Origin of the sequence: Noviherbaspirillum sp. Root189, assembly GCF_001428545.1 — a bacterium.
Taxonomy (GTDB): Bacteria; Pseudomonadota; Gammaproteobacteria; order Burkholderiales; family Burkholderiaceae_D; genus Noviherbaspirillum.
The window spans coordinates 44,200-65,389 of the sequence record NZ_LMHZ01000004.1; the positions used below are offsets into that span (position 1 = coordinate 44,200).

General features: G+C 55.8%; 22 protein-coding genes. 9 read left to right on the forward strand and 13 right to left on the reverse strand.

Translation table 11 applies throughout. The features are described 5' to 3' along the window. Window positions 1–25: 25 nt before the first annotated feature. Window positions 26–1,102, reverse strand: coding sequence for an alanine racemase (alr, locus tag ASE07_RS03200; protein ID WP_057289364.1), 1,077 nt, complete (start codon window positions 1,100–1,102; stop codon window positions 26–28). Between the two features lie 170 nt (window positions 1,103–1,272). On the opposite strand from alr, the gene lplT reads away from it, so the two are divergent. Next, window positions 1,273–2,535, forward strand: coding sequence for a lysophospholipid transporter LplT (gene lplT, locus ASE07_RS03205; RefSeq protein WP_057289450.1), 1,263 nt, complete (start codon window positions 1,273–1,275; stop codon window positions 2,533–2,535). Window positions 2,536–2,588: 53 nt separating this feature from the next. Here lplT and ASE07_RS03210 read toward each other — a convergent pair whose 3' ends face one another. The 4 genes from ASE07_RS03210 to tsaB are packed head-to-tail and all read right to left on the reverse strand — an operon-like array spanning window position 2,589 to window position 5,572. Beyond that, the gene (locus ASE07_RS03210; protein ID WP_057289365.1) at window positions 2,589–3,563 is read right to left on the reverse strand and encodes a DUF1853 family protein; all 975 of its coding nucleotides are present in this window, start codon (window positions 3,561–3,563) and stop codon (window positions 2,589–2,591) included. Then, window positions 3,547–4,389: a uracil-DNA glycosylase gene (locus ASE07_RS03215; protein WP_057289366.1), complete on the reverse strand. Its 843-nt coding sequence runs from the start codon at window positions 4,387–4,389 to the stop codon at window positions 3,547–3,549. Before ASE07_RS03215 ends, ASE07_RS03210 begins: the two co-directional genes overlap by 17 nt. Then, window positions 4,386–4,877, reverse strand: a complete 492-nt coding sequence (rimI, locus tag ASE07_RS03220) for a ribosomal protein S18-alanine N-acetyltransferase (protein WP_057289367.1) — start codon at window positions 4,875–4,877, stop codon at window positions 4,386–4,388. Before rimI ends, ASE07_RS03215 begins: the two co-directional genes overlap by 4 nt. Continuing rightward, window positions 4,874–5,572 (reverse strand): tRNA (adenosine(37)-N6)-threonylcarbamoyltransferase complex dimerization subunit type 1 TsaB, encoded by a 699-nt coding sequence (tsaB, locus tag ASE07_RS03225; protein WP_057289451.1) that lies wholly within the window; start codon window positions 5,570–5,572, stop codon window positions 4,874–4,876. Before tsaB ends, rimI begins: the two co-directional genes overlap by 4 nt. A 78-nt stretch (window positions 5,573–5,650) precedes the next feature. Here tsaB and ASE07_RS03230 point away from each other — a divergent pair, with 78 nt between their 5' ends. Then, the gene (locus ASE07_RS03230) at window positions 5,651–5,848 is read left to right on the forward strand and encodes a YjfB family protein (RefSeq protein ID WP_057289368.1); all 198 of its coding nucleotides are present in this window, start codon (window positions 5,651–5,653) and stop codon (window positions 5,846–5,848) included. A gap of 92 nt (window positions 5,849–5,940) precedes the next feature. Then, window positions 5,941–6,375, forward strand: coding sequence for a thioredoxin family protein (locus ASE07_RS03235; RefSeq protein WP_057289369.1), 435 nt, complete (start codon window positions 5,941–5,943; stop codon window positions 6,373–6,375). Window positions 6,376–6,578: 203 nt separating this feature from the next. On the opposite strand, the gene ASE07_RS03240 is transcribed toward ASE07_RS03235, so the two are convergent. Beyond that, window positions 6,579–8,834 (reverse strand): xanthine dehydrogenase family protein molybdopterin-binding subunit, encoded by a 2,256-nt coding sequence (locus ASE07_RS03240; RefSeq protein WP_057289370.1) that lies wholly within the window; start codon window positions 8,832–8,834, stop codon window positions 6,579–6,581. Between the two features lie 95 nt (window positions 8,835–8,929). Here ASE07_RS03240 and ASE07_RS03245 point away from each other — a divergent pair, with 95 nt between their 5' ends. Then, window positions 8,930–9,529, forward strand: coding sequence for a MarC family protein (locus ASE07_RS03245; RefSeq protein WP_057289371.1), 600 nt, complete (start codon window positions 8,930–8,932; stop codon window positions 9,527–9,529). A gap of 78 nt (window positions 9,530–9,607) precedes the next feature. On the opposite strand, the gene ASE07_RS03250 is transcribed toward ASE07_RS03245, so the two are convergent. From ASE07_RS03250 to ASE07_RS03260, 3 genes are read right to left on the reverse strand one after another with little or no spacing between them, the layout of a single operon-like run. Continuing rightward, a complete protein-coding gene (locus ASE07_RS03250; RefSeq protein ID WP_057289372.1) occupies window positions 9,608–9,979 on the reverse strand; it encodes a hypothetical protein in 372 nt (123 codons plus the stop codon). 44 nt (window positions 9,980–10,023) lie between these two features. Beyond that, window positions 10,024–10,782: a sulfite exporter TauE/SafE family protein gene (locus tag ASE07_RS03255; protein WP_057289373.1), complete on the reverse strand. Its 759-nt coding sequence runs from the start codon at window positions 10,780–10,782 to the stop codon at window positions 10,024–10,026. Continuing rightward, on the reverse strand, window positions 10,779–11,543 hold the full coding sequence (locus ASE07_RS03260; RefSeq protein ID WP_156396349.1) for a haloacid dehalogenase type II: 765 nt from the start codon (window positions 11,541–11,543) through the stop codon (window positions 10,779–10,781). The genes ASE07_RS03255 and ASE07_RS03260 overlap by 4 nt, the downstream gene beginning before the upstream one ends. Window positions 11,544–11,654: 111 nt before the next feature. Here ASE07_RS03260 and ASE07_RS03265 point away from each other — a divergent pair, with 111 nt between their 5' ends. Continuing rightward, on the forward strand, window positions 11,655–12,560 hold the full coding sequence (locus tag ASE07_RS03265) for a LysR family transcriptional regulator (RefSeq protein WP_057289374.1): 906 nt from the start codon (window positions 11,655–11,657) through the stop codon (window positions 12,558–12,560). 118 nt (window positions 12,561–12,678) lie between these two features. Here ASE07_RS03265 and ASE07_RS03270 read toward each other — a convergent pair whose 3' ends face one another. Further along, entirely contained in the window at window positions 12,679–12,882 is a 204-nt protein-coding gene (locus tag ASE07_RS03270) for a cold-shock protein (protein WP_057289375.1), read from the reverse strand. A gap of 318 nt (window positions 12,883–13,200) precedes the next feature. Between ASE07_RS03270 and ASE07_RS03275 the strand changes: the two genes are divergently transcribed. After that, window positions 13,201–14,937 carry a RecQ family ATP-dependent DNA helicase gene (locus tag ASE07_RS03275; protein ID WP_057289376.1) on the forward strand — a complete coding sequence of 579 codons (1,737 nt, stop codon included), beginning with the start codon at window positions 13,201–13,203 and terminating at the stop codon, window positions 14,935–14,937. Window positions 14,938–15,019: 82 nt separating this feature from the next. Here ASE07_RS03275 and ASE07_RS03280 read toward each other — a convergent pair whose 3' ends face one another. From ASE07_RS03280 to ASE07_RS03290, 3 genes are all read right to left on the reverse strand, one after another. Next, window positions 15,020–16,750 (reverse strand): diguanylate cyclase, encoded by a 1,731-nt coding sequence (locus ASE07_RS03280; RefSeq protein WP_057289377.1) that lies wholly within the window; start codon window positions 16,748–16,750, stop codon window positions 15,020–15,022. 228 nt (window positions 16,751–16,978) lie between these two features. After that, window positions 16,979–17,599 (reverse strand): hypothetical protein, encoded by a 621-nt coding sequence (locus ASE07_RS03285; RefSeq protein ID WP_156396350.1) that lies wholly within the window; start codon window positions 17,597–17,599, stop codon window positions 16,979–16,981. Window positions 17,600–17,683: 84 nt separating this feature from the next. Next, complete coding sequence (locus ASE07_RS03290; protein WP_057289379.1) at window positions 17,684–18,568, reverse strand: GIY-YIG nuclease family protein; 885 nt, start codon at window positions 18,566–18,568, stop codon at window positions 17,684–17,686. Window positions 18,569–18,709: 141 nt separating this feature from the next. Here ASE07_RS03290 and imuA point away from each other — a divergent pair, with 141 nt between their 5' ends. From imuA to ASE07_RS03300, 3 genes are read left to right on the forward strand one after another with little or no spacing between them, the layout of a single operon-like run. Continuing rightward, a complete protein-coding gene (gene imuA / locus ASE07_RS03295) occupies window positions 18,710–19,501 on the forward strand; it encodes a translesion DNA synthesis-associated protein ImuA (protein WP_156396351.1) in 792 nt (263 codons plus the stop codon). Window positions 19,502–19,513: 12 nt separating this feature from the next. Further along, window positions 19,514–19,663 (forward strand): hypothetical protein, encoded by a 150-nt coding sequence (locus tag ASE07_RS29570; protein WP_156396352.1) that lies wholly within the window; start codon window positions 19,514–19,516, stop codon window positions 19,661–19,663. A gap of 17 nt (window positions 19,664–19,680) precedes the next feature. Next, entirely contained in the window at window positions 19,681–21,147 is a 1,467-nt protein-coding gene (locus ASE07_RS03300) for a Y-family DNA polymerase (RefSeq protein ID WP_057289380.1), read from the forward strand. Window positions 21,148–21,190: the final 43 nt, after the last annotated feature.

Here is a 21,190-nt window from a genome sequence, read left to right on the forward strand (position 1 = left end):
GCCCTAAGCTGCTTTATCTGCTGGTTTAGTCTTCGACAACGGCAACGCGTGGCGCAACCGCGCACATCAGCTCATAACCAATCGTTCCGGCAGCATTCGCGACCTCGTCGATCGGCACATGTTTCCCCCAGAGTTCAACCTTGCTCCCTACATGTGCACCGGGTACATCGGTAAGGTCCACATTGAGCATGTCCATCGATACCCGACCGACAATTCGGGTGCGGATGCCATCGACCATGACAGGGGTACCCGCCGGCGCATGACGTGGGTAGCCATCGGCATAACCACAGGCCACCACCCCGATGGTCATAACCTTTTCAGCAACGAAACGGCTGCCGTAACCGATCGCGTCTCCGGGCTTAATTGTTTGCATGCCAATGATTTCACTGTTAAGTGTCATGGCGGCTTGCAAGCCAAATTCGGCAGCGGTCTTGCCGCCCGGGGTAGCGCCATATAGCATGATTCCTGGTCGGACCCAGTCCGCCGCCACATCGGGATGACTCAATACTGCGGCGGAATTAGCAAGGCTGCGTTCGCCGGCCAGTCCTTGAGTCGCGGAATGGAACCGCCTGACCTGTTCGGCAAGCGGCATATGGGCATTCTCTCTATCGTCCGCATTGGCAAAGTGCGTCATCAGTGTGATCTGCCTGACCTGCGGGATGGCTTTCAAACGTTGGTAAGCGTCCTGAAGCTTTTCAGCTACAAAGCCGAGGCGGTTCATGCCACTGTTCATTTTCAGGTGCACGTGGACGGTTGATGGCAGTGCTGCTTTGGCAAGCATATCAATTTGCTCACTACAATGGACGGCAAACTGGATATCACGCATCGCCAGTTCGGGCAAATCGGACTCATCAAAGAATCCTTCCAGCAACAAAACCGGCTTGGTCCAACCCATGTCGCGCAGCTGCAAAGCAGCATCGACTTCGATCAGTCCGAGACCGTCCGCCTGCGCGAATGCGCGCAGGCCACGGGCTAGTCCATGGCCATAGGCATTGGCTTTAACGATGGCCCACACTCTGGATTGCGGCGCGGCGTTTTGAGCGACGGAAAGATTGTGACGCAATGCTGCGGAATGAATAGTTGCGACAAGCGGTCTAGGCATAGATGTAATCAAGAGAAACAGAGTTGCACAACAGAGTTGCACTATTGCGACACTACATTTTACCGGAGGGCTTATTGACGCCGGTCATCAAATCCGCTTCCAGCCGATATTTTCATGGTATAAAGCAAGCCGGAGACATACGGGAAACACGGGTACACCTCAATATGCGGATGAATCGCGGTTTTTACACCATCATGGCGGCGCAGTTTTTTTCATCGCTTGCCGACAATGCTCTCCTTATCGCTGCAATTGCACTCCTTACAAGTATGAAGGCTCCGGCATGGATGACGCCGATGCTGAAATTGTTTTTTGTGCTGTCGTATGTCCTGCTGGCCGCGTTCGTCGGCGCCTTTGCGGATTCGCTGCCCAAAGGCCGCGTCATGTTTGTGACCAACCTGATCAAGATTGCGGGTTGTGGTCTGATGTTTTTCCATGTCCACCCCCTTTTTGCCTACGCGGTTGTAGGTTTCGGCGCAGCGGCTTACTCGCCCGCCAAGTACGGCATCCTCACGGAATTGCTGCCGCCTGAAAAACTGGTTGCGGCCAATGGATGGATCGAAGGCCTCACCGTTGTGTCGATCATCCTTGGCACCGTCATGGGCGGCGCCTTGGTTAATACACAAATTTCCGGATCCCTGCTTGCATTCGATTTTCCATTAATCAATACCGGCATCGATACAGCAGCGGAAGCCGCACTGTCAGTCATCATGGTGATTTATTTCATCGCCGCAGGCTTTAATCTGAAAATTCCCGATACAGGCGCACGCTACCCGCATCAGGAGCGTAATCCCATTAAGCTGATTGTCGACTTTTCTGTCTGCTTTACCACGCTATGGAAAGACAAGCTCGGGCAGATTTCACTGGCCGTCACCACTTTGTTCTGGGGAGCCGGAGCGACCTTGCAGTTTATCGTGCTGAAGTGGGCTGAAAAATCCCTCAATATGCCGCTCGACAAGGCAGCAATTCTGCAGGGGGTGTTTGCCGTGGGTGTTGCTGTGGGCGCTACCGCTGCCGCTCGCTTTGTTCCACTGAAGCGCTCTCTCAGCGTCATGCCGCTCGGCGTCGCAATGGGTCTGATCGTGATCGCAATGACCCTGGTGCATTCCGTCTGGTTTGCTTATCCCTTGCTGATCCTGGTAGGTGTATTGTCGGGTTACTTTGTAGTACCAATGAACGCCTTGCTGCAACATCGTGGACACGTGCTGTTGAGTGCTGGGCATTCGATCGCCGTGCAAAACTTTAACGAGAACCTGTCCGTTCTCACCATGCTGATGCTGTATGCACTGATGGTGAAACTGAATCTCGATATCAACATCGTTATTGTGTTGTTCGGCCTCTTCGTCTCGGGCACCATGTTCCTCGCCATGCGCAAGCATGCGGCCAATCAGCGAGAGCATGACTCGCTCGCGCTGATTGGCGAGCACAAGCATTAAGACGATTGTCAGCCCCTTTACAGAGGGCTCCCAGTAAAAGCAGAGAGTTTCGCTCAGGCCATCCGTCTGATACGCACTTCCGCCCGGCTTTGCCAGTCATCGGGCACAATAAAACCCCGGTCCTTCTCCAGCAGCCATTTGCCTTGCGGGATTAGCAAGGCGACCAGGACCGGCGACGCATTCCCTGAAAAATGTTCCTCAAGCACCCTAGCCAATCCGGCGCGGTCGAGTACCTGTTCCGCAGTCGTTTTCGCCGGCGCCAGCCAGGACAGCCTTGGCAATACCAGGTAATGCACGGCATCGAGCTTTCCGACATCATTGAGAGCGCACCAGAAACCCCGGCAGTGCGCGGCAGATATGCCGGGTGGATGCGTCGGGAAAGGCGTTCGACCCTGATAGAAGAGCCAGCCTTTTACCAAAGCCTGGGCCGCCGCGATCGGTAACGGCAGGTGGGCTTGCGCAGCAGGATGCTGTGACAATGCCAGCTGCTGATCCATGATTTTCCGCACTTTTGCGCCAAGGGTATCGGCAAGGTTGGGACCGACAAAATAGTCGGCCTGCCGGCCTTGTTCATTGGCCTCAAGCAGATACAGCTTGGTGGCAAATTCCCAATGTACCAGTGCATCGTCGCGACGCAGCAGGAAGTCGAATTCGCCTATCGTGGCATTCTTGCCGGCACGTACCTGCACGCCGTGGGCGAACAGCAAGTCGCAATGTGCAAGATAGAAGGCAACCAACTGTTCCGCATAACGTCCAAGTCGCGCAAAAGGATGTTTGCCCAGATAGTCATGCAGAGGTTGAGGAGATCGGTCGAGCGCACTGAGCCACTCCGCGGTCGATACCTCGACAGGCCCGAAGCTGGCAACCCGCCCTGCCCACTCCCTTGCTCCCGCATCGAGCAGGTCGGGAGCATCCAGCAACCATGCCAGGGTGCGGACATGCTGGTCGTCAAGATGATTCCAGCGACGGTGAAACTGTTCCTGGTGGCTTTCAGGCCCTTGGGCCGACACGTCAGTCGGCGCCCGCATAGATCTGCATGGCCAGGCTCAGGTCTTCCCAGGCTTTGCGTTTATCGGGCATGTTGCGCAGCAGGTAGGCTGGGTGGTAAGTGACGATGAGAGGCCGGTCCGCATAACGATGAACTTTTCCGCGCAGCCGCGATACCGGTGTGTCCGGATCCAGCCCAAGCAAGGTAAGTGCCGCCGTCTTGCCGAGCGCTACCAGCACGGTTGGTTGAATCAGTGCGATCTGGCGTTCCAGATAAGGAAGACAGACTTCGGTTTCTTGCGCGGTGGGCGGCCGGTCCTTGCCACTGGCGTCGGTGGGGCGGCATTTAACAATGTTGGCAATGTAGGCATTCTGGCCACGCTGCAGACCGATGGCACGCAGCATGTTGTCGAGCAGTTTGCCCGCCTGGCCGACAAAAGGCTCACCTTGCAAGTCCTCGTTGCGACCGGGGCCTTCGCCAATGAATAGCCATTTTGCCTTTTCATCGCCCACGCCAAAAACGGTATGGGTTCGTCCCTGGCATAAATCGCATTTGACACAACCCGCGACACTGGCCTTGAGCTGTATCCAGTTCATCTGCGCCACTTCGGGTGCGGACGGCGCCTTGGGTGGCCCATCGAGTTGCACGTCTGTCCATGGCAGATCGTCCATGTCGACCGTTGCCGGCATCGCTGTGGTCGAGGCTATGCGAGGCTGGTCAGCCGCGGTGCCTGTATCGGGTGAGTTTGTATCTGCTGAAGCCGCTGTGTCCTCGACTCGTGCGACATGTGCATCGCGACGCGTCCAGAGTGGCCCAACCCCCATTTCATCCAGAAAGACCGCACGGCGGCCCGCGTTACTGCTCATAACTGGAACCTCATGACGATGGCGTCTTCTCGCGTCCCGTTCGCGGCCGGATAGTAGCCTTTGCGCCGACCAATTTCAAGAAAGCCGTAACGTTGGTAAACTGCCAGGGCGCGCTGGTTGGATGGCCTGACTTCAAGAAGGACAGATTGCATTCCGTTTTCCCGTGTGCGCTGGACCACCTTGTCGAGTTGCATGCGGCCCACACCCTGACCATGCAGGTCGCGGCGCACGCTGATGTTGAGCAGATGGGATTCATCAACCGCCATCATCAGCAAAAAATAGCCGGCGAGCGGACCGGATTCTTCACGCAGCGTCCAGGTATCGTAACCGGTATAAAGCGAATCAAGAAAATTTCCACGTGTCCATGGATGCGGATAGACATCGTTTTCAATGGCCAACACGTCGGGAATATCGTTCATCTGCATCGGCGCAAATCGCAGGCTGGATAAGGCGGGAGATTGCGCCGTCACCTTGTACACGGCACTCATGCGTGCACCTTTGCGGCACGTTCGGCCGTAGTCAGCGCAACCTTGTTGCGCAGGTAAATCGGCTGGGCATCGCGGGCATGGACGGCGTGCCCCATCGAAAATTCATGTTGAGCCAGCACCGCAATTTGAGCGGCGTGCGGCATGATGTCGCTGCGCCCGCTTGCGGCAAATGGCATGGCGGCGAAGACGGAAGCATACGCGGCGAGCCCGTTGCCACAGGCTTGTACATTCCCATGTGTGCCATCAGGCGTGACGGCCGAAGCGGCTGATAAAGCAGGTGCAATGAGAGTCTGCCATTCGTTATCAAAACGATACTGCGCCCAATAGACTTCTTCCATGCGAGCATCCAGCAATACCAGCACATCCGAAGCGCCTGTGGCATCGCGGCAGGCCTGGGCCATTGCTTGCAAGGTGCTAACCGGGACAACAGGCAGGTCCGCTCCGAAGGCCAAGCCTTGCGCAACGCCGCATGCGGTCCTGACTCCGGTAAACGATCCCGGCCCCGCGCCGAAGGCAATCGCGTCACATTGCGATAAGGAAATTCCGGCTTCACCCAGAATGTCCTGGACCATCGGCAGCACAGACTGGGAATGAGTTTGCACTCCGCAGGTATCGCGCGCAATGACCTTGCCCTGATAGGACAAGGCCGCAGAAGCAAGTTCGGAGGATGTTTCGATGGCAAGAATAGTACGCATGCAGTATTTTACCGCGCCAATGCTGCTAAAGAAGTAGCAAGTCATGCCGTTAACGGAACATCAGACAAAGGAAAATCCATGGATGTGTCCACGATCGCCAGTATTGCCACCACAATGTCGAGCACAGCGACAAAGGATGCGGTTAGTGTTGCCGTGTTAAAAAAAGCGATGGATATCCAGTCAAGCAACGCATCCGCTCTGCTGGCAGCGATTCCTTCGGTGTCGAGCCAGAATCTGCCGCCGCATCTTGGGCAAAACATCAACACAACTGCTTGAAGCAAGGAGTGCGAACTATCCCGCGAGCAGCGGCAGCGCACTTCCCTTACAATAACAGCTGATTCCGACTTGCACTTGCTGCATCTGCCTCCATGTCCTGGACCGGCTTCACACTCGACAATAACAATCGCGCTCAACTGGCTGAATGGCTGGAACAGGATGCATGGGTCATCGCCTGCCTGTGCGCCGCCTGGTGCGACACTTGCCAGGCATACCGCGCCAGTTTTGAAAAGCTGGCCGCGCTGCATCCCGATAAACGTTTCGCATGGATCGATATCGAGGATCAGTCCGATTTCATCGGCGATATCGACGTCGAAAACTTCCCTACCCTGCTAATGCAGAAAGGCGACTCTGTCGCATTTTTCGGAACGGTGCTACCCGATCTCAAGCTCGCTGATCGGCTCGTTCGGTCACAAGCTGAAAAAACAGATAAACAACTGAGGGCAGAATCCACTGTCTCCCCGGAACGTCAGACATGGCAACGTGTGTGCAATCTTCATGTCTTGCTGGAAGAAGCCGCAGGCTAAGTAATACCAATCCCAACCCATAACGCACCATGAGATCGCGTCTTTTTCCGGGGGCGCCGAGCCGTCTGCCTGCGTTGCACTCGTCGTCAATAGCTCGCTATTGACTCCTCCTGCGCCTTGCCAGTCAAAAAAATCCATCGATCTCATTTGTCACGTTATAGCTCCGCTGATTGGTTTGTTTAGTCAGCGGCTCAGCATATCGTTTACGCAAGCCGCAATGGCAGACTGCGCAGGCGCTTTCCTGTCAGGATAAATACCGCATTGGCCACTGCAGGCGCGATAGGGGGTGTGCCAGGTTCGCCGACGCCTTCAGGTGGTTCGGCGCTCTTGATCACGATGGTTTCCACTTCAGGCGCCTGGTTCATGCGCAGGACCGGATAGTGATGAAAATTTTGCTGCTCGACCTTTCCATCCTTGATCGTCACCTCGCCGAATAGGGCCGCGCTCAATCCGAATATCACACCGGACTCCATTTGCTGGGCGATGATGTTCGGATTGACCGCAATGCCGCAGTCGATGGCGCACGTTACCTTGTGAACCCGGATCTCGCTGCCCTCGATCGAGACTTCGGCTACCTGGGCGACAATCGAACCGAAGGAGTGGTGCAGCGCGACGCCATGTGCGCGACCTGGCGCCGGATTTCCGGCGCGCGCTACTGCCGCATCAAGCACGGCAACATGGCGCGGATGGCGTTTCAGCACGCCACGCCTGAATTCAACCGGGTTCTTGCCCGCCGCATGGGCCAGTTCATCGACAAAACTCTCCTTGAAAAACGCATTATGCGAATGCCCAACGGAGCGCCAGTAACCAATCGGCACGGGCGTCGGCACAGTGACATGGGCGATGCTTTGATGGACGAACTCATACGGCATGTCGAATGCGCCTTCAGCCGTCGTTTTGTCCGGACCGACACCTTTGAGGCCAAAGGTACGTGCCAGGACCTGATGCGTAATCGCGCCTGATGCAAGCTTGTTATCATAGACGACGACATTTCCGCCATTGTCCAGACCTGCGGCAAAGCGTGCTATCGCAGCCGGGCGGTAGACGTCATGCGTCATATCTTCTTCGCGACTCCAGATGACCTGAACGGGAGCACCGCCTGCCTGCATCGCGATAGCGACGGCTTGCGCGATCATGTCGACTTCAAGTCGGCGTCCGAAGCCGCCACCAATGTAAGTGACATGCAGAATCACATTGGCATTATCGACCTTGGCGACGGTAGCGGCCGTGCTGACGGCAAGACTGGGGACCTGCGTCGGTGCCCACAAGATGACCTTGCCATCCTTGACCTGCGCGGTGCAATTGATGGGTTCCATGGTTGCATGCGCAAGGAATGGCGCCTTGTACTCCGCCTTGAGATGTTTGATCGCGCGCGCCGGATCCGGTGTGCCAGCCTGGTGATATAGGAAGCCCGCTTCGGCATCGATATGCCTGGTTAATTGATCGAAAACAGCCTCGGTGCTCAGGGTTGCATTGGGCCCCTCATTCCAGGTGACCGGCAGTGCCGCTGCCGCCTGCTTTGCCTGCCAGTAAGTTTTCCCCAGCACGGCAAGTCCGGCCATGCCAGAAAATACCCCGGTAAAATCGATCACGGACACGACGCCAGGCAGCGCCTTGACAGCATCCTTGTCGACACGCTGTATCGTGCCGCCGATCGTCGGAGCCATCTTCACCGCCGCATAGAGCAATCCTTCCGGCCTCGCATCGAGGCCGAAGCCTGCGCTGCCGTTGACCTTGGCGGCTGAATCGCGTCGTGGCTCGGACTTGCCGATCAGTTTGAATTCTTGCGGCTGCTTGAGCCGGATATCGGATGGTGTACTGTCCACTGCCCTTGCCGCCAGTTCCGGGTAAGTGGCTCGCTTGCCGCTTGCATGGCATACGGTACCGGCCTCGGTCGTACATTCGGCGATCGGCACCTTCCACTGCTTTGCGGCGGCGGCAATCAGCATGGCGCGTGCGGTCGCCCCAGCTTCGCGCATCGGCATCCACATATCCTTTATCGAAGAGGAGCCACCGGTAATCATCAGGCCCAGCTCACGTGCAGCCTTGCCGGTCAGCCAGCGTGTGGCCTCTTTAAAGGTGCCGGCGCCGTCGGGATGGAACGGCAGGCCATCGGTGAGCATGGCCATGTTGCCAAAAATCTTGTCGATCGGCGCCTGTTCAATCCTGACCATCGAGAGCGGGATGTCGAGTTCTTCCGCAACCAGCATCGGCAGCGCGGTAAACACTCCTTGTCCCATTTCGCACTGCGGCATGGCTACGGTGACGATGCCGTCACGGGCAATCCGTATCCAGCCGTTCAGCATGACCTCCCCATCCTTTGCGGGCAAGGGATGGGACATGTGCAGGCGCTGTCGCGCCGGCATGACTCCCCATCCGATCACCAGTGCGCCTGTGAGGCCAAGGCCACCAAGGATGAAACGTCGGCGGGATTTCCTTTTGGGCGCGGTTGAAGGCATGTCTGCTCCGTATTTTGTTTTGCGGGCGTTGTGGCATGCTACGCGAATTGCGGCGATATTGCCGCTGCCGACTCCCGAGACATTCCTCTATAAAAATGACTCAAAACTTTTTCCAATCCTTCATCATTCTTTTGCTTGTCACCGATCCTTTCGGCAACGTACCGCTGTTCGCCAGCGCCCTGGCACATGTGCCTCCGGAGCGGCGTGGCCGAGTCATCATGCGGGAGTGCACGATCGCCTTCCTGCTTCTGCTGCTGTTCATGTTCTTTGGGCGGCATTTCCTGAATGCTCTGCAGCTGACCGATATCGCACTACGCATCGGCGGCGGTGTCATCCTGTTCCTGATTGCGTTGCGCATGGTGTTTCCGCAGCCCGGCGGGGTGTTCGGGGATGGAGATGAATCGGGCGAACCGTTTATTGTGCCATTGGCGATTCCGGCGCTGGCTGGGCCTTCTGCACTGGTGACGGTACTGCTGTTCTCGTCCAACAGCACCAGCGAGACGATGTTGCACGTTGCCGTGCTGTCGGCCGTTGCAATCGTCTGGCTCGTCGTCCTGCTCAGTGCCGAACGTATGCAACGCGCTTTGGGACCAAGAGTGATGACGGCATTCGAGCGTCTGATGGGACTGATACTAACGGCAATGGCGGTGGAGATGCTGCTGGCCGGGATTCGGGCTTACGTCAAGTCTTTGTAAGGCGAAGACCAGACAAAAAGCAAAGCATGAACATGAATTGATAAAGCAAACTACAGATTCCAAACTACAGATTCCAAACTACAGATTCACACGTAGCCAGTTTGCAAGTTCTTCGTGTGTACACAAGTTTTGGGCGAACCGCGTGACGATGTTCTCCCAGGCGTCGCGCGGTGCTGTTACGGCCCACCCGTTCAATGCCAGGAAAAGCTCCATGGACACCAGTGCCGCATGCGTATTATCGCCCCGGAAAGGCTGGTGTTCGACGATGCCGCGTGCATGCGCTACTGTCATGGCGGCCACATCGGCTCTGCCCGATGCCGCGATGTGAACCGGGTACAACAGGGCCGCCTGGAGCCGGCTGCTGTCGTATGCCGGCTCGGTGGCAGCGTCGCCGACGTTATCCAGGCAAGCGATGAGCAAAGCCTCGGCGTCGATGGAGCGCAGGTTCATTTAGTCCTTTCATCATAAGCTTGCCAAGGACACCCGACAGGCGATCAGAGGGTCTTGTAGAAATAAAACGCGGTAAGCGCAAAGCCAATAGCGATGATGAAACGACGCAGCCAGAGCGCGGGAATCTTGCGGGCGATAGTCGCGCCCCAATAGCCGCCCAGGGTCGCCGTGATCAGCATGATGAGAGTGTAGGGCCAGCTGACGGCCCCCGCGATGACAAAGGTCAGAACCGTAACGCTGTAAATGATCGCCGACAAGAGATTCTTGATCGCGTTGATTTCATGAACATCGTCGTGACCAGCCATTGCGAGGCTGGCAAGCATCAGGATGCCCATGCCGGCACCAAAAAAACCACCATACACAGAGACGACCGCTTGTCCCGCAAGCGCGGTCACGCTGTTGTTTGGTTTGCCGGATTCAGGTCCGCGCAGCCATGCGGAGATTTTTCCGGAAAACGCGAACAACACTGTCGCAAACAGCAGGAGCCAAGGGATCAATTTGGAAAACATCGCATCTTTGGTAGCCAGCAATAGCAAGCCGCCGCAAATGCCGCCAATGAGGGATACGATGCCCATAGGAATAAGATAACGCTTATAGCGGGACAACTCGCGGCGATATGCCCATGCTCCTGAGAGACTGGCCGGCCAGAGCGCCACCGAATTACTGGCGTTTGCCGCAACAGGCGGCACGCCTGCAGCAAGGAGCGCCGGAAACGAGAAAAAGGTGCCGCCGCCGGCCACCGAGTTCATTGCGCCTGCACAGAATGCAGCTATTCCTACCATTGCGATTTGCCAGGCGCTCATGGGTTGTTTTCCTTATCGTTATGATTGTTGACGCTTTTTTCGGCGTGATCACTATCGCGATACTTATGCACGTTATGCACGTTGTGTGCGTTGTGTATGAATTGAAGCAGGGACGTCATGTCGGTACCGGTCGCATCCGGCGTGACACCCAGTTCTTCGAGCGGGGCGTGGCTGCGGTTAACCCAGAAGGTCGTGTAGCCAAACCAGGTAGCAGCGCAGGCGTCCCAGCAATTGCTGGACACGAAGAGAATATTCTTTGCGGGCAGGCCGAATATATCCTGAGCCAGTTGATACGCTTCAGGTGCCGTCTTGAATTTTTTTACAGCGTCGACGGACAAGACATGACTGAAGCAGCTGCGCATGCCAGCTGCTTCAACAGCCGATTCAAGCATGTGCGGATTGCCGTTGGACAGTACGGCCATCTTCAAGCCCATTTCCTTCAGTTTCCGCAGTGCGCCCAGGTTCTCTGGAAAAGACCGCAGTTTTGCGTACTGCCCCATTAACCGGTTCTGTGCATCCAGCGTGAGTTCCAGTCCGAGTTTCCGGCAGCTGAACACGAGGGCATCCTGTGTTACCTCCCAAAAAGGCTTGTACGTCGAGCACAAGGTTCGCAACCGCGTGTATTCAAGTTGTTTTTCTCGCCACAAATCGGCCAGTTGCGTCCCCTGCCCTGGAAAAATTCGCTCCGCGAGTTCGCCAATCGAATACACATCGAAAAGTGTCCCATACGCATCGAAAGCAATAGCTTGTATCATCTTGATGAAATGCAGTCTTCTATAAGACCTAAAGTATATTCAATAAAAATCCATATAAACCAGAACAATAATCACTTTATTATTGCGTTTTAGTTTAAACCGCCCTATTTTCTCGCCATGGATCAATTCAAACAGATCTCGACCTTTGTCGATGTCGCCGCCAAAGGCAGTTTGTCGGCTGCCGCACGCGCCGAAGGTATTGCACCTGCGATGATAGGACGCCGCCTAGATGCGCTTGAGGAACGACTTGGCGTCAAATTGTTACAGCGAAGCACACGGAAGATTGCATTAACCAATGAAGGTGTTGCATTCCTTGAGGATTGCCAAAAGATTCTCGTCGATCTTGAAAATGCGGAATCGGCGGTGTCGGAACGAAGTGCGCGGGCCAGCGGACATTTATTGATTTCTGCACCTGCCGGCTTTGGCCGGCAACATGTTGCTCCATTGATCCCTTCATTCCTGGCTGAGCATCGCGATGTCTCGGTTACGCTGAACCTGAATGACCGGGTGGTGGATCTGATCGGCGAAGGGATTGACGTCGCCATTCGTATCGCATCCCTGTCGGATTCCAACCTGATCGGGGTAAAACTGGCAGACAACAAACGCGTTGTAGTGGCGTCGCCTGCCTATCTGAAACGCCATGGTACGCCGATGTCACTGGACGACCTTGCGCGCCACAATTGCCTTGCGATGAGCAGCGAAGGCAGTCAGCGAGGATGGACCTTCCGACAAAATGGAAAAAACGTTACGTTAAAGGTGGTCGGCAACATGGTGTGCAATGACGGCGCCGTGCTGCATGAATGGGCGCTTTCCGGGAAAGGTCTGGCGTGGCGCTCAATGTGGGAAGTTGGTGCCGCAATCGAAGCCGGCCAGTTGATGACTATTCTTGATGAGTATGCGGCGCCTGGCAACGATATTTATGCGGTCTTTGCCCAGCGACGTCACTTGCCCTTACGGATACGTGCTTTTGTCGACTTCCTTCGCCATGCTTATGCGCAAACCGACTATTGGCGGAAAGTTTGAGTCGTAGATAAGACTCAGCTCATTTAACGTTCTGGCAGTGCAAATGAAGCAAGCAGTAAAAGTAAAAGGCAAAAAAATCCCCGGCAAGCCGGGGATTTTTTAGAGCGTAAGATTCAGCTTATTGCGGCTGGATCTTGGAAGCCTGCTTGCCCTTCGGGCCAGTCGTGACTTCGAACGAAACGCGCTGATTTTCTTTGAGCGACTTGAAGCCATTGGATTCGATCGCGGAGAAGTGCGCGAACAAATCTTCACCACCTTCGTCCGGAGTGATGAAACCAAAACCTTTAGCGTCGTTGAACCACTTTACAGTACCTGTTGCCATTACTTACATTTCCTATCAGTGAATTGGGCATATGCCCGGTAGAACCTTTGAAGCAAGAAAGAAATGACAGACAAATACTGCACTACTAGCTCAAACTTCAATCGGTAGCCCATTGTAACCCATGTAGGTATCAACGGTTGAATTAATTTTTAATGCGTTTATCAATACGTTACTGCATGACGGAAAGCATGCATTGCGGTATTTATTTCCCTGGTTCAAATGCCAATCGAAAGAAATCAAACTGCAGGGGGAATTATCAATGAGCTTGGCATGAATGCTGCATCGACATGAAATCACGTACATCCAAAATCATTTTCCATGTCCATCCAAACATCGTTGCCCGCTCCAGCGAGTGGCAGCCAAAGACCTGCGCCTTTACTGCGCAAACGCCGTCATCGCGTCTCCAAAGATGAATTACATGAGACCTTAAGTGAAACATTCGGTCTTCATCAACTTCGCCCTGGCCAGCATGAAGTGATCGACAGCGTGCTGCGACGTGAAAATACGCTTGCCATCATGCCGACAGGCGCGGGCAAATCGCTATGCTATCAATTGCCGGCATTGAGGATGTCAGGCATAACCGTTGTCGTTTCACCTTTGATTTCCCTGATGAAGGATCAGGCATCCAAGCTTGAAAATGCGGGTGTGGGAGCAGCCGAGGTCAATAGCACACTGAGTACGCGTGAGGAAGCGTCCATTCTTGAAAGCATCAAACAGGCTGATCATGAATTTGTCTTTGCTACGCCAGAACGCCTGTCCGATCCGGAGTTTGTCGAAACTCTCAAACAAAACCGTGTCAGCCTCTTTGTCATCGACGAAGCGCATTGCATTTCGCAGTGGGGACATGATTTCCGCCCGGCATATCTGCAACTGGGCGCAACGATCAATGCGCTTGGCAATCCCACTGTGCTGGCATTGACGGCCACGGCTACGGATGAAGTCATTGAGGACATCAGCAAGCAGCTCGGACTCGATGACATGCATGTCATTAATACCGGCATCTACCGGTCAAATCTTCACTATGGCGTCATGGCGCTCACTGATGATTCCGAAAAACTCATGCACGTCATGCAGCTTGTCCGCGAAGAGCGGGGTTCCGGCATCATCTATGCGGCAACGGTAAAAGCGGTCGAAGAAGTGTACGAGGCATTACATGCCGCTGGCGAAAGCGTGACCTTTTATCATGGCCAGCTTTCCGCGAAAGTGCGTTCACAGAACCAGGACGCTTTCATGAACGGCGAGAGCCGTGTCATGGTCGCCACCAATGCATTCGGCATGGGCATCGACAAGGCGGATATTCGCTTCGTCGTTCACTACCAGGTGCCAGGCAATCTTGCAGCCTACTATCAGGAGTCCGGTCGCGCAGGCCGTGACGGCGAGCCGGCCGATTGTATATTGCTGTATCACGCAAAGGATCGCCAGGTACAGCAATTTTTCCTGGCACGCCGCTATCCGGGCGTGGATGACCTGAGTACGGTCTACTCTGCGATACAGGAACTGGCCGCGCAAAATCCACGCATTTCATACAGCCGCTTACATGAAACACTTGATGAGGTGTCGGAGACACGATTGCAGGTTTCACTGAAACTGTTACGGGATGGCGGCCTGGTGGAACAGGACGACAATCTCGAATATTGCGTTACCCGCGTTGGCGCAAAATCCAAAGAACTTGAACAACTGGTAGAAACCTATCGAGATAAAAGCGCCCGCGACCATGAAGCACTGGAGCGAATGGTATTTTATGCGCAAACCGGTTTTTGCCGATGGAAGGTGCTGCTCGATTACTTTGATGAGATGGCCGACTGGGAGCATTGCGGTAACTGTGACAACTGCCGCGAGCCGCCGGAACAGGCACTCTCTCCTGAACACATCCGTGATCATGCACCGCCATCTGTAAAGGAAGGGGAGTTACCTCCGCCCGACGCAGGAACACCGGTCACGGTACCGAAATATGGTGAGGGACGCGTGGTTTCCGCTGCAGGTAACCAGGTCACTATTGTTTTTCCGGACAGCCAGAAGAAAACATTTTTGCGGGATTTTGTGAAGCCGCTATAAAGAAGACAGGCAAGACGCCACGGCGAAGGTATCTCTGTGTTTTCGATCACGCGGCGATTAAGCAGAAAATCCGACCGTGGCGTCAGACGTCAGATGGTTGTGAGTGTGCTGCCTTACGACTTTTCTTCGTGTCGAACATACGCACGTCGGCAATCCTCAGCAAGGCGTCGACGTCTTCACCGTCTTCGGGAAACAGCGCCCAGCCGATGGATGCGCCGACCTGTGCTGTACCGTGCGCAAGCGGCACGGGGGTTTCCACAGCCTCTCGTATTTTCTGTTCCGTCGCCATGACATCGACCGCGTCGGTAACACCTTTCAACAGAATGACAAATTCATCACCGCCATAACGCGCCACGACGTCAGTCACCCGAACCGATTCCCGCAATCGACTGGCCACGGTTACCAGCACCTTGTCTCCTGCATCGTGTCCGTACTGATCGTTGATTGCCTTGAAATGATCGAGGTCGATGAATAACAGCGCGAAACTGGGACGCTCGCCGCTGCGATGTTCAAGCTGCCTGCGCAAGATGGCGATCTGCGCAATCAGCGATGCGCGATTGAACACTGCAGTCAGCTTGTCAATGCGCAGGTTGTGTTCCATTTCCGAGAATGACATGGCAAGCTGTCCGATTTCATCATGCCGTCGGATATTCAGCAAGGGGAGCGGCTCGCCGCTTCCCACCTTCTTGGCGGCCACCGTTAATTGGCGCAGATCCCGGAACACACGATCAAGAAGCGACAAGCCAAGGACCAATGCAATGGCAACACAGAGAATGCCAATCAACAAAGCCTGGACGATGCTGTGCGCTACACCACCCATAAAGTCGCCACGCGGCACGCTGACGACAGTAATCCAGTCGAGCCCATATTGATGCCCAAGACGTGCCGCTGCAATTTCAGTATCCCCGGAGGAGAGAACGCTGGCCTTTACTGGCACGTGCTCGCCGGACTGCTGACCTTTTCTCCAAGCGAGAGCCTGGATGGTGGCTTCTCGGAGTTGTGGTGACAGCATGTCGGTGGCATGAATGCGTTCGACCACGGAACCGCCTGTCTTGAATGGAATATCTTGCGTGGAGGTGGCAATCAGATATCCGTCTGCATCCATGACAAAGGCGGCTCCATGCTCGCTCACCGTCAGACCACGCATGAAATCGGTCAGCACCTTGAGGGTGACATCGGTGGCAAGAACCCCTGCAAAGATGCCTTCGCCGCGATAGACCGGTTTGGCCAGCGTAATGGTCGGTTCGCGTGAAGTGAAATCGTTATACACCGGTGACCATACCGGACGCTTTTGCGCTGCTGCCGCCTGATACCACGGTCGACTGCGTGGATCGTAGGTATCGGTGCGCAGCACGCGGCTGCGGTCACCCGTTTGTGCAACGGCATAAACCTGCCTTCTAGCGGCACCGGGTTCGCGCAGGTAAAGCTCGACAAGATCGCGGCTGATGCGGTTGACCCCAATAAAGCGTCCATCCACGCCACCAAAATAGACATAGTTGCTGGCATCGATGAACAAGCCGCTTGCCATCCACAGGCGAGGCTCCAGTGATGGAATGCTGTCATCGAAGGGTTGGGGGCGCGGCAGCATGCGCGGGTCGGGATCAACGGCGTTGAGGGCCGTCAGGGCACCGGCGAGATGCCTTTCGGTTGCGTTGCCAATGCGGTCAACCATGTCTGTGACAACCCGCTGGGTCAACTCCTGTACTGCATCTTCGCCAGCCCGATAAGAGACAAGGGCAATGGCAGTCGAGACAAATACGACGAGCAGCACATAGGGCAGGGCCAGTTGTCGGCGTAAGGAGGTGCTGCGCATGCTTTCTCAAAAATAAATATGACGGAAGAGCCGCCCTCTGCGCTACTACTTTCTGGATCAATTTCTACATAGGACGATTATATATCCACAAAGAAACAATTGTTACAAAGCAATTATTTGATTTATTTAGTTTATTGAATAAAACACATCTGGATTGATATTTATCAAAAACACAGCAGGCACTTACGTCAGTTAAATTTCTCCAACTGGCTGTGTACCTACTTACAACTATATTTTCTTGAGAGGAACCAGCATGAAATATTCAGTATTGCTCGCGGCACTTGTCGCCACGTTGACCTTGGGTGCCTGCGATAAGAAAGACGCCGGTACCGCTGGCGCCAACGGCAGTAGCAGCAGCACCAGCAGCGCGGGGGCACCTTCCAGCACAGGCAGCACTGCTGGCGGCGCGACTGGCGGCGCAACCGGAAGTGCAGGCAGCGCTTCCAGCAGCAGCGGTGCCGATGCCGGTTCATCTGGCAGTACAGGCGCGGCAGGAAGCACTCCGAGCGCAAGCGGCGGCACAGCTGGGGGCAGCACAGACTCAACCGGTTCCGCAGGAGCAGCAGGCTCGACAGGCGCAACAGGCACCACACCGAGCGCCAGCACTCCAGGCAGCAGCGGTGGCACCAGTGGCACCGGTACTGCGGGCAGCTCCAGCGACACCTCCAGCAGCAGCGCAGGTGGTACAGCCGGTTCTTCTGGCAGTACTGGCGGCACAGCAGGCTCCAGCAGCTCGTCGACACCTAGTGCGACACCAGGTGCAACCGGCAGCACTACGACTCCGTCCGGCGGTGCAGGCGGCTCCGCCAGCGGTTCGAAATAAGCTTTCGGCTTATTCAGCTTGAACAAGCCGTGTCCCGGTCCCACGCCGGGGCACGGCTTGTTGTAGGTATAAACCCGTTTGCTGCATCTTCTCCTCCCCTTTTGCCCTCCTCAAATATCTACCGCCTCTATCCTTAATTCGCCTCGCAGCATAGGCTTCACCAGAATTTTGTAAGTATCCACATCGAAGGCCCGTTTGGCCGCACGCTTGACTGGCGGCGTTCCCGGAGCGTGATCGATCGATCCGAGATAGGACCAGTGGTCGACGACATGCGTCTGTTTCCAGCCGTCGCACTCTTCGACAATACCCATCGCGCCCTCATAAGGCCAGACCAGGATGCGCATATCGTTGAGCGCGACTTTCAATCGCCGGTAATGTTCCTGCATGGGCTCTGCCCCGATACACGCACCAAGACAACGTGAAATCTGCCGCGCAAAACAGGCGCGCCCGTGTACAGCGGTTTCCAGTCCGGTCAATGCGGGACACAGCATCTGCATTTCCACGATCTCGCGCAACTTGTCCTGCGCAGCCCTGCGTGTAGCGAACAGTCCGTAGAGATCAGCGGTGCGTGCAAAGTCATGGTCACGTGCATAAACAATTTCCGGTATCGACTTGATGCTTGGCCCAAGACGCAACGTACACATTTCCCGCGTGCGACGTAATTTCTTGTTATGCAGCGGCTGCAGTTCCTTGATCAGGCGCGACTCCAGCAGCAGCGCACCGATATCGCCAGCGGTTCGCCTGAACTCGATGTAACTGCTCTGCTGCAGCATGCGAGCCTCTTCCGGAGTCCGCAAATGCGACAGCACCCTGGTGCGAATGTTGATGCTCTTGCCAATGTAAAGAGGCCGGTCCTTATCATCGCGAAAAATGTAAATGCCCGGCCTGGACGGCAATGCATCGAGACTGGCGCGATCGATATGGTGCGGATATTCAAAGCTGTCGGCAGGATTAGGCTTGATCAGCAGGCCAACTGAAGTGACACGGGGTTGCATGAAGGGTAATAGAGACTGGAGAAGTAAGAAGGCAGATCAATCACATGACAAATTTGACTAAGCAGCCTTGAAATTTTACTGTATATTTGTACAGTATAAATTGATGACAAGCATCACAGGAAAGAATACTAGGAGGCCGGGATGCCCGTAATAGTTTCCGCCATTTCGCAGTCAAATGAATCCACCATCCGTACATTTCCCCATGCCGTCTGGAAAGCCGACCAGATGGGCTCCTGTCAGACTCCGGTTACCACCAGCGGTTATCCGGTGCTTGACCAGGAATTGCCGAATGGTGGATGGCCGAAGGCCTCGTTGATTGAATTGTTGATGCAACAACCCGGTATTGGTGAAATGCGCTTGCTCCGCCCTGCTTTTCAGACAATCAGCCGGAAACGCCGCATCGCTTTGGTACAACCACCCTACATGCCGCAGATTGCCGCCTGGGCGGGATGGGGACTGCCGGTGGATAGCCTTATCTGGATCAAGACCACGCGCAGTGCCGACGCCTTGTGGAGTGCGGAACAAATCCTGCGCAACGGCAGTTGTGGCGCCCTGCTTTTCTGGCAGTCGCATGTGCGTACCGAATCGCTGCGCCGTCTGCATCTGGCCGCACAGGGAAGCGATATCCTGTTCTGGATGATGCGTCCGCTTGCCTGCGCAGAGGATGCCTCGCCAGCGCCGTTGCGGCTGGCGCTGCGTCCGGCACATGACGGCATCTGCATTGATATCGTCAAGCGACGCGGCCCCCGACGCGATGAGCCCTTGCACGTGCCAATGGATGACATGGCATCTCCGGCGTCCCTATCGGTTTTGACTCAGCTGCCTGCAGCTCCGCGCTCCGGACCGGCAAGACAGATGGTTGCGCAAACGTCCGCATCCGCTCCGGTAGAAACCTCTGCCTATCCCTTATACCAATCCCAACCTGTAACCTGACAAATGAGATCGATGGATTTTTTCGACTGGCAAGGCGCAGGAGGGGTCAATAGCCTTGCTATTGGTGAAGAGTGCAACGCAGCCAGGCGGCTCGGCGCCCCCGGAAAAAGACACGATGTCATGCTGCGTTATGGGTTGGGATTGGCATTAACTCCTGACTGAGCGGCGGCGATTCCCTTATGCGCTCTTGGATAAGCGTACGTCTACCGCTATTACCGCTCGAGGCCATCAGGCCACGCTGGAGCGATCCTGGCAAGTATGTGATCGTCGACCGCGAATATGTCATTGCCATGAGCCCGCAAGCTGCGCAGGATGGCGTGCGTATCGGCATGCGGCGCGCTGGCGCACAAGCCATGTGCCCGGACGCGAGCTTGCATGAACGCGACTTCATGCGCGAACAGGATGCGCTCAACAGCGTCGCGCTTGCCCTGTTGCGTTACACACCGGAAGTCGCTTGCGCCCATCAAGACAGTCTGCTGCTCGATGTGACCGCCAGCCTGCGCGCATTCGGCGGACGACTGTCGCTATGCCGGCTGGTGCGAGAGAGTGTGCGTGTGCTCGGTTTTACGCTGCAAGTGGGGATGGCACCGACAGCACAGGGCGCCTGGCTTTTGTCCTGCTCTGAGGGCATGCGTGCGCCCCGTCGCCGTGTAGTACGGATGGAGAGCATGAGACGCCTTATCGACGCCCTGCCCTGTACGCTGCTGCCGGAGGCACGGCCTTATCTGGACTGGCTGGAAGGCATAGGTTGCATCAGTTTTGCCGATATGCGCAAGCTGCCGCGAGCGGGATTGCAGCGACGCTGCGACAAGCACATGCTCGATGCGCTGGACCGCACCTACGGCGAAGCGCCGGAGCTATTTGACTGGGTGCAGGCACCGAAAAGCTTTTCAGCCAAACTGGAATTGCCGGACCGCATCGAGCATGCGGAAGCGGCGTTATTTGCAGCACGCCGCCTGCTTTTGCAGCTGACCGGCTGGCTGGTTGCGCAGCAGCTTGCGGTTGCGCGCTTCGTGCTACTGCTGGAGCATGAGCGCGGCCGTACGGCGATTCCGCCCACGCCGATCGACATTACACTCGCCGAGCCAGCCTGGCATGAAGAGCATCTGACTCGCCTGCTGAAGGAGCGGCTTGGTCGTATCGAACTGATAGCGCCGGTCATTGCGGCGCGCCTGGAAGCAGCCCATGTCAGCGCGATGCGGCCGCCTACGGGGTCGCTGTTTCCCGATCCCGGCGGCATGCCCATGGATTTTCATCGCTTGCTTGAATTACTGACCGCAAGGCTTGGCGAGCAGAACGTCCTCGTTCCCGCTCCGCGTGCAGACCATCGTCCTGAAATTTGCAACGGATGGGCGCCCACCTCTACGTCAAATCCGGGCGATCTCCCTCTGGACCGGTTGGCTGAAAGGCCCTTCTGGCTGTTGCTGCAACCGGTCGAACTGATCCTGCGCGACAACCGGCCGTTTTACGGGTCACCGCTACGCCTGATCAAGGGACCGGAACGTATCGAATGCGGATGGTGGGATGGCGGCTTGATCATGCGTGATTATTTCATCGCCCAAGGAGAAACGGCGGTGCTCTACTGGATCTACCGGGAGCGTCATGGGGAAGAAATTTGCTGGTACTTGCAGGGTTTGTTCGCCTGACCGAGCACTTTCATCCTGGAGCCCGGGATAAACATATGAGTCA